General features: G+C 72.9%; 8 protein-coding genes and 1 pseudogene. 4 read left to right on the plus strand and 5 right to left on the minus strand.

Annotated features, from left to right (window positions below; all coding sequences use genetic code 11):
• Positions 1 to 7: 7 nt before the first annotated feature.
• Positions 8 to 604 carry a hypothetical protein gene (locus ACWDN5_RS06290; protein ID WP_449674937.1) on the minus strand — a complete coding sequence of 199 codons (597 nt, stop codon included), beginning with the start codon at positions 602 to 604 and terminating at the stop codon, positions 8 to 10.
• 24 nt (positions 605 to 628) lie between these two features.
• On the opposite strand from ACWDN5_RS06290, the gene ACWDN5_RS06295 reads away from it, so the two are divergent.
• Entirely contained in the window at positions 629 to 2,020 is a 1,392-nt protein-coding gene (locus tag ACWDN5_RS06295) for a class II 3-deoxy-7-phosphoheptulonate synthase (RefSeq protein ID WP_310976474.1), read from the plus strand.
• A gap of 126 nt (positions 2,021 to 2,146) precedes the next feature.
• Here ACWDN5_RS06295 and ACWDN5_RS06300 read toward each other — a convergent pair whose 3' ends face one another.
• Positions 2,147 to 2,422 (minus strand): hypothetical protein, encoded by a 276-nt coding sequence (locus tag ACWDN5_RS06300; protein ID WP_449674939.1) that lies wholly within the window; start codon positions 2,420 to 2,422, stop codon positions 2,147 to 2,149.
• 97 nt (positions 2,423 to 2,519) lie between these two features.
• Between ACWDN5_RS06300 and ACWDN5_RS06305 the strand changes: the two genes are divergently transcribed.
• Together ACWDN5_RS06305 and ACWDN5_RS06310 are read left to right on the plus strand one after the other, a co-directional pair.
• Complete coding sequence (locus tag ACWDN5_RS06305; protein WP_449674941.1) at positions 2,520 to 2,687, plus strand: hypothetical protein; 168 nt, start codon at positions 2,520 to 2,522, stop codon at positions 2,685 to 2,687.
• A complete protein-coding gene (locus tag ACWDN5_RS06310; RefSeq protein WP_449674943.1) occupies positions 2,687 to 2,818 on the plus strand; it encodes a hypothetical protein in 132 nt (43 codons plus the stop codon). The genes ACWDN5_RS06305 and ACWDN5_RS06310 overlap by 1 nt, the downstream gene beginning before the upstream one ends.
• A gap of 82 nt (positions 2,819 to 2,900) precedes the next feature.
• Here ACWDN5_RS06310 and ACWDN5_RS06315 read toward each other — a convergent pair whose 3' ends face one another.
• The 3 genes from ACWDN5_RS06315 to ACWDN5_RS06325 form a co-directional block, all read right to left on the minus strand.
• A complete protein-coding gene (locus tag ACWDN5_RS06315; protein ID WP_310976467.1) occupies positions 2,901 to 4,217 on the minus strand; it encodes a wax ester/triacylglycerol synthase family O-acyltransferase in 1,317 nt (438 codons plus the stop codon).
• 186 nt (positions 4,218 to 4,403) lie between these two features.
• Entirely contained in the window at positions 4,404 to 5,108 is a 705-nt protein-coding gene (locus ACWDN5_RS06320) for a hypothetical protein (protein WP_449674945.1), read from the minus strand.
• A gap of 136 nt (positions 5,109 to 5,244) precedes the next feature.
• Positions 5,245 to 6,741: an SPFH domain-containing protein gene (locus tag ACWDN5_RS06325; RefSeq protein WP_310976464.1), complete on the minus strand. Its 1,497-nt coding sequence runs from the start codon at positions 6,739 to 6,741 to the stop codon at positions 5,245 to 5,247.
• Positions 6,742 to 6,897: 156 nt separating this feature from the next.
• Between ACWDN5_RS06325 and ACWDN5_RS06330 the strand changes: the two are divergent.
• A pseudogene (locus ACWDN5_RS06330) lies at positions 6,898 to 6,973 on the plus strand (TetR/AcrR family transcriptional regulator); the annotation flags it as partial.

The raw sequence follows: 6,973 nt of genomic DNA on the forward strand, positions 1-6,973 counted from the left end.
CCCGGGGTCAGCGCAAGGCGGTGAGCAGCGCCCAGTAGCCGCCCCCGCCGACGACGACCCCCATCAGCAGGCCGGCCAGCACCTCGGGAGTGGTGTGGTCACGCAGCGCGACGCGTGACCACGCCACCCAGGCCGCGGGCAGGGCGAGCAGCAGCGCCCACGGGCCGTACGTCAGGGCCAGCACGACGACGGCGGCCGAGGCGACCGCGGCGTGCAGGGAGATCTTGAACTTCGCGCCGAAGGTGATCGCCACCGCGACCAGCAGGCTCGCCAGCATCGACGCCGCCAGGGCGACCAGCGGCGCGGGTGCGCCCCCGGCCAGCAGCACGGCGAAGCCGAGGCCGAGCGACACCCCGGCGGCCAGCAGCGGGACCCGGCGGCCCGCCCGGTTCGTCACGTGGTGGCCGTCCCACCGGCCGCGCCGGGCCCCGCGGACGATCACCGCCATCGGGATCAGCGAGCCGGTGACCGAGATCAACAGGCCCCAGCCGAGGGCCGGCAGCGGCCGGTGGCCGGTCGCGGCCCAGGCGACGGCGAGGGGCAGCGTGAGGACCCAAACCCAGGGTGCCAAGACCTCGGTGGCAAACCTGGCGAAGCGGAGCACGGCGCAAACCTTATATTGGTCTGCGTGAACTGGACTGTGGACGTCCCCGTCGACACACTGCCCGAGCTGCCGCCGCTGCCGCCTGAACTGCGTCAGCGGCTCGACAAGGCACTGGCGCTCCCGGCCGCGCAACAGCCGGAGTGGCCCGACCCCGAGGCGACCCGCCGGGTCCGCGCCGTGCTGGAGAGCGTGCCGCCGATCACCGTCCCGGCCGAGATCGACCGGCTCAAGGGCCAGCTGGCCATGGTCGCCCGCGGCGAGGCGTTCCTCCTGCAGGGTGGGGACTGCGCGGAGACGTTCGAGTCCAACACCGAGCCGCACATCCGGGCCAACCTGCGCACGCTGCTGCAGATGGCGGTCGTGATGACCTACGGCGCGAGCCTGCCGGTGGTCAAGGTCGGCCGCATCGCCGGGCAGTACGCGAAGCCGCGCTCGGCCGCGACGGACGCGCTGGGCCTGCCGGTGTACCGCGGCGACATCATCAACTCCCTGGTCGCCAAGCCCGAGCTGCGCGTGCCGGACCCGGGCCGGATGATCCGCGCCTACGCGAACGCGGGCGCCGCGATGAACCTGGTCCGTGCCCTCACCGCGGCCGGCATGGCCGACCTGCACCAGGTGCACGACTGGAACAAGGACTTCGTGTCGGCCTCGCCGGCGGCGCAGCGCTTCGAGTCGCTGGCCAACGAGATCGACCGCGGCCTGCGGTTCATGTCGGCGTGCGGCGTCACCGACACGTCGCTGCAGTCGACCGAGATCTTCGCCAGCCACGAGGCGCTGCTGCTCGACTACGAGCGTTCGATGCTGCGCCTGGACAACGCCGACGTGGCGAACCCGAAGCTGTACAACCTCTCGTCGCACTTCCTCTGGGTCGGCGAGCGGACCCGGCAGCTGGACGGCGCGCACATCGCGTTCGCCGAGCTGCTGGCCAACCCGATCGGGTTGAAGATCGGCCCGACGACCACGCCGGCGCAGGCCCTCGAGTACGTCGAGCGGCTCGACCCGCGCTTCGAGCCGGGCCGGCTGACGCTGATCGCGCGGATGGGCAACGGCAAGGTCCGCGAGGTGCTGCCGGCCATCGTGGAGCAGGTCGAGGCGTCCGGGCACAAGGTCATCTGGCAGTGCGACCCGATGCACGGCAACACCCACGAGTCGTCGACCGGCTACAAGACCCGCCACTTCGACCGCATCGTGGACGAGGTCCAGGGCTTCTTCGAGGTGCACAACAAGCTGGGCACCTACCCGGGCGGCATCCACGTGGAGCTGACCGGCGAAGACGTCACCGAGTGCCTCGGCGGCGCCCAGGAGATCTCGGACGTCGACCTGTCGGGCCGCTACGAGACGGCCTGTGACCCGCGGCTGAACACGCAGCAGTCGCTGGAGCTGGCGTTCCTGGTCGCGGAGATGCTCCGCGGCTAGACCGGGGCCAGGCCCGCGGTCCGGGCCAGGGTGATCGCCTCCGCGCGGCCCCTGGCCCCAGTTTCACGCTGATCACCGGCACGCGGTTGCGCACCGTCTTGGGCGCGATCCCGAGGCGGCGCGCGATCACCGCGTCGGCGACGCTGCCCGCCGGTCCGGCAGCGGCGCGGGGGACAGCAGCAGCCGGGGGATCCGGTCGGCGAGGCCGTCGCCGAACACGACCGCGCCGGCCGCGACGTTGCGGATCGCGCGCGTGACGTCGGCCGGCCCGGTGTGCGCGGGCAGGTAGCCGCGCACCCCGGCCCGCAGGGCGCCGGTGAGCGCGACGTCCAGCACCAGGACGTCCGGCCGGTGCTCGAGCACGGCCTCGATCGCTTCCGCGCCGGTCGCCGCGGTGGCCAAGCTCCGGCCAGGACGACGGTGGTCATCCGCCGACCGGGACCGGCGGGCCTTGCCAGACGTTCTCGAGGGTCATCCGGCCGTCGCGGAATTCGCAGACGTGCAGCAGGCGGAACGTCACCCGCTCGACCGCTGGTTCGAGCAAGGCGGCACGTCGGCGGAAGCGCCGGTCCGCGGCCAGAGCCGGATCCGCATGACGCGGCAGGTCCTCGAGCCGCTCGAAGGCAAGCTGCCGCCGGAGGAGTACCGCCGGCTGACGATGGCCTGATGCTCGTCTACGGCGTCGAGGCGCTGATCGTCACCCGGGACGCCTGTCACCTCGAGCCGGACGCGGCCACCGAGGTGATGCGCTGGGCCGTCCAGGCGCTGATCCGGGCAGCCACCGAGCGTCAGATGTGATGTGGAGGCGGTAGCGGTCGGCTAAGTTCCGGGCGGTTTGGCGGCGACCATGAAGGTCTCGGCCGCTGCGGCGCAGCTCCAGCTAGGAAGCGTCGAGCAGCCGGGCCGCCGACTTCAGGACCGCGTCGCGCAGGGAGCCCACGTCCGGCACCGCCGCGCCGTTGACCTGCAGACCGATGTGGACCGAGTCCCGGTAGGTCGCGACCGCGATGCCCACCGCGTGGCGCGGGGCCAGCGGCACGAACGGGTAGATCTCCGCCAGCCGGGCGCCGTCGAGCGAGAGCCGCGTCGGGGGCAGCGGGACCGTGGTGATCACCAGGTCGAACAGCATCGGCGCGGCCTGGCCCGCGGTGCGGGTGCCGAGGCGGTGCAGCAGCGGCGGCACGCGCCCGGCCAGCAGCGGCAGCGCGCCGGCCCCGCGGCTCGGGCCCGCCGCCTTGTTGCGGGTCATCGCCCGGCGGACCACCCGCAGCCGCTCGACCGGGTCGTCTTCGCCGACCGGCAGGTCGCAGAGGTAGCCCGAAAGCTTGTTGCCGCCGAGCTGGTCGGCCGCCCGGCCGCGCACGCTCACCGGGATCAGCGCGCGCAGCGTGCGGCCGTCGGCGCGCTGCCCGCGGTTCACCAGCCACTCGCGCAGCGCCCCCGACAGCACCGCCAGGACGACGTCGTTGGTCGTGCCGCCGTGCGTGCGGCGCACCCGGCGCAGCTCGGTCAGCGGCAGCCGGACGAACCCGAGGCGCCGCTCGGCCGACGGCGGGGCCGACACCGGCGAGAGCGGCGGGCGCGCGGCCCGCACGAGCGACGACGCGATCCCGGCGGTCTCGTTCGCCTGGCCCCACACCGTGCCGAGGGCGTCCTTCACCGTGTCCAAAGTGGAGCGCGGGGCGGGGATCGGGCGGGCCGGCGCGGCGATCCGTTCCGGCAGCTTGACGCCGTCGAGCAGCCCGGCCGCGACCGCGTACGCGCCGGCGCCGTCGGTGAGCGCGTGGTGCAGTTTCAGCAGCAGCGCGAACTTCCCGTCCGGCAGCCCGGTGACGAGGGTCAGGTGCCACAGCGGCCGGGTCGTGTCGAGCGGCTCGGCGATCCACCGCGACGCGTACGCGGACAGAGGGTCCGGTTCGTACAGCGAACTCAACACGACGTGGTGAATGTGGTCGCTCGCAACAAAACCAGGGTCGTCGCTCCAGCGGGCCGAGCCGGGCGGGAACAGTTCGGCGCGCGCCCGCTGGCGCAGCTTGGGCAACCGGGCGGCCCGCTGCGCGAGCAACGCCGTCAGCGCGGCCGGGTCGAGGTGGCCGCGGGCGGTGAAGGTGACCACCGCTCCCATGTGCATCGGGGTGGTTTCGCTTTCCAGGCACAGGAAAGCGACGTCGAGTGCGCTGAGCGGCGAGCCTGCCATGGGCGACCTTTCCGGGTTCGCGGGGGGCGCACGGCCACGTGCGTCGGAGGGGAAGGAACCCACTGCACCAGCCCGACATGACGGCCGGGTGGTCGAAGTGTTTCCACCACGCTAACGAGCGGCCCCGTTCATCCATTCGAGATACCCCGGGCCGCGGTGCCCGGGCTCACAGATCGAGAAGGCGGTTCATTCCCCCGGAGCAGGCCGGGGTGCGTCCGCCTGGGCGACCGGCGCCCCCCAATCGGGGGTGAGCGCCACCTGCTTGCCGACGCGGCGCACCGGCAGGCCGTTCACCTGCCGCCGGCCGAGCCCCGGCCAGATTTCCGCGGCGTCCTTCGCCGCGGAGCGGATCGCGCCGCCGTCGAGCGTCGTGCGGGTCTCCGGGATTTCGCGGTCCGTCCACTGCACGACCAGCTTGAGCGGGCCGGCCGAGGGGAGCGGCCACAGGAAGACCTCGTGCTCGACGGCGAACCGCGTGCCACCGACCGGCGTGGCCCGCAGCACCGGGGCCTCCGGTTCGGACGCGGACGGCACCGAGATCGTCTCGGAGCTCGCCCGGCTGCCGTCGGCGTAGAGCACGCCGATCAGCAGCCCGTTGTAGTCGGGCTTGCGCCGGTGGTCGATCAGACCCTCGGCGGGGTCGTCGACCAGGCTGTCCCGCGAGTACACCGTGACGCGCAGGGTCAGCGCCTCCGGCCACACCTCGATGGCCCGCAGCGCGACCACCGTGCGTTCGGAGCGGCCCAGTGGCTGCGCCCACGGCAGCACCGCCGGGACGATGTACTCGCGCGGGGGGTCGGTCCAGTGCCGTCCGTTGAACGCGTAGAGCTCCTGCTCCGGGACGGGGAACAGGGGACGCTCGCGCGGACCGCCGGTGAAGAAGCTGCTCATCGGGCGGCCCGCGACACGCTGTCCGGCACCATGCGCCCACGGTAGGACAACCGCCCGGGAATTTCCGCCCCCGATCGGGCGTACGGCCCCTGCTTCCGGTGATCCCGGACACAAGGGCCGTACGCAGGGTGACCTGTCAATCGCTCAGTTTGAGCTCGCCGTTGCGCCGGGCGGTCTCGTCTTCGGCCGGCTTGCCCATGGCGTCCATGAGCTGCCGGGCCAGGCCGAGACCGGTCCCGCCGAGCGAGAGGGCCTTGGCGAACATGTCGGACATGCCGTCGGCGCCGTTGAGCACGACCATGTGGTCGACGTTGCCGAACGCGCTCGCGCCCGCCTCGACGATCTCCGGCCAGCGCTCGGCCAGCTGCTGCGCGACGACGGCTTCCTGGTTCTCCGCCAGCGCCGCGGCGCGCGCCTTGATCGCGTCGGCTTCGGCCAGGCCCTTCGCGCGGGCCGCCTCGGCTTCGGCGAGGCCGCGGGCCTTCGCGGCTTCCGCCTCGGCGAGACCGCGGGCCTTGGCCGCGGCGGCCTCGGCTTCACCGGTGGCCCGGGTCGCGCCCGCCATCGCCTCGGCGCGGGCCTTGGTGGCCTGGGCCTCGGCCTCGGCGGCGGTCTTGACGCGGGTGGCGTCCGCCGCGGCCCGCAGCTCGGTCTCCTTCGCCTCGGCCTGGGCCTTGGCGATCGAGGCGTCGCGGGCGGCGTCGGCGGTGGTGCGGGTGTCGTAGGCCTTCGCGTCGGCCGGCTTGCGGACCTGCGACTGCAGCCGCTGTTCGGCCAGCGCGGCCTCCAGCTCGGCGGCCCGGGTCTCCTGGACGACGACCTCCTGGCGCGCGGTCGCCTCGGCCAGCGGACCGGACTGCGACGCCTTCGCCCGCGCCTGGTCGACCTCGGCCTGGTAGCCGGCCTGCTGGATCTGGCTTTCGCGGACGGCGGCCGCCTTCTTCGCGGCGGAGACCTGCTCGACCTCGGCGGCCTCCTGGTCCCGCTGCGCCTCGGCGATGCGGGCCGACGCGGCGACCGCGGCGGCGTGCGGCTTGCCGAGGTTGAGGATGTACCCGGACTCGTCGTCGATCTCCTGGATCTGCAGCGAGTCGACGATCAGCCCGAGCTTGATCATCTCGGTGGCCGAGGACTGGCGGACCTCGCCGGTGAGCGCGTCCCGGTTGTGGATCATCTCCTCGATGGTCAGCCCGCCGACGATCGAGCGCAGGTGGCCGGAGAAGAGCTCGTGGATGGTGTCGTTCATGCCCTTCTGCTGGTCCAGGAACCGGCGGGCGGCGTTGGCGATCGAGGCGTAGTCGTCCCCGACCTTGTAGATGACGACGGCCCGCACGGTGACCGGCAGCCCCTGCTTGGTGACGCAGGAGACCTGCAGGTTGACCCCGCGCGTGTCCAGCGACAGCCGCCGCGCGGTCTGGAACCCGGGGATGACGTTCACCCCGCGGCCGGTGATGATCTTGAAGCCCAGGCTGTCCGCGGTCTCGGCCCGGTCGACGCGGACCCCGAGCCCGGAGATGATCAGCGCCTCGTTCGGTTCGGCGACCTTGTAGAGCAGCCGCAGGATCCCGAAGACGACGATCAGGACGGCGATGACGCCACCGGCCGAGACCAGCAGGATTTCGACGAGACTCATGGCACCGACCCCCTCGCTTTTCTGTTGTGGGTGTGTTGGTGCCTCTTCGACGCCGTCAGCGGGTCAGCGGTTGCCACCGTTCGACGGGGAAATCGCGGCCGCGCCCCGGCGGAACGTCGCGAATGACTCATTCGGGACGTCCGAGGTCCCGAATGAGTCATCACCTTCGCCCAGCGCGCGCTCAAGGCGCCGAAGCAGGCGTACGCCCTGCTCGCCGAGCCGGTCGACGCGC

It is taken from the genome of Amycolatopsis sp. NPDC003731, assembly GCF_053586895.1.

Excerpts from the sequence above, each read along its gene's own strand:
- ACWDN5_RS06310 (WP_449674943.1), top strand. The coding sequence starts at position 2,687 with ATGCTCGTCTACGGCGTCGAGGCGCTGATCGTCACCCGGGACGCCTGT.
- ACWDN5_RS06315 (WP_310976467.1), bottom strand. The coding sequence starts at position 4,217 with ATGGCAGGCTCGCCGCTCAGCGCACTCGACGTCGCTTTCCTGTGCCTG.
- ACWDN5_RS06320 (WP_449674945.1), bottom strand. The coding sequence starts at position 5,108 with ATGAGCAGCTTCTTCACCGGCGGTCCGCGCGAGCGTCCCCTGTTCCCC.
- ACWDN5_RS06325 (WP_310976464.1), bottom strand. The coding sequence starts at position 6,741 with ATGAGTCTCGTCGAAATCCTGCTGGTCTCGGCCGGTGGCGTCATCGCC.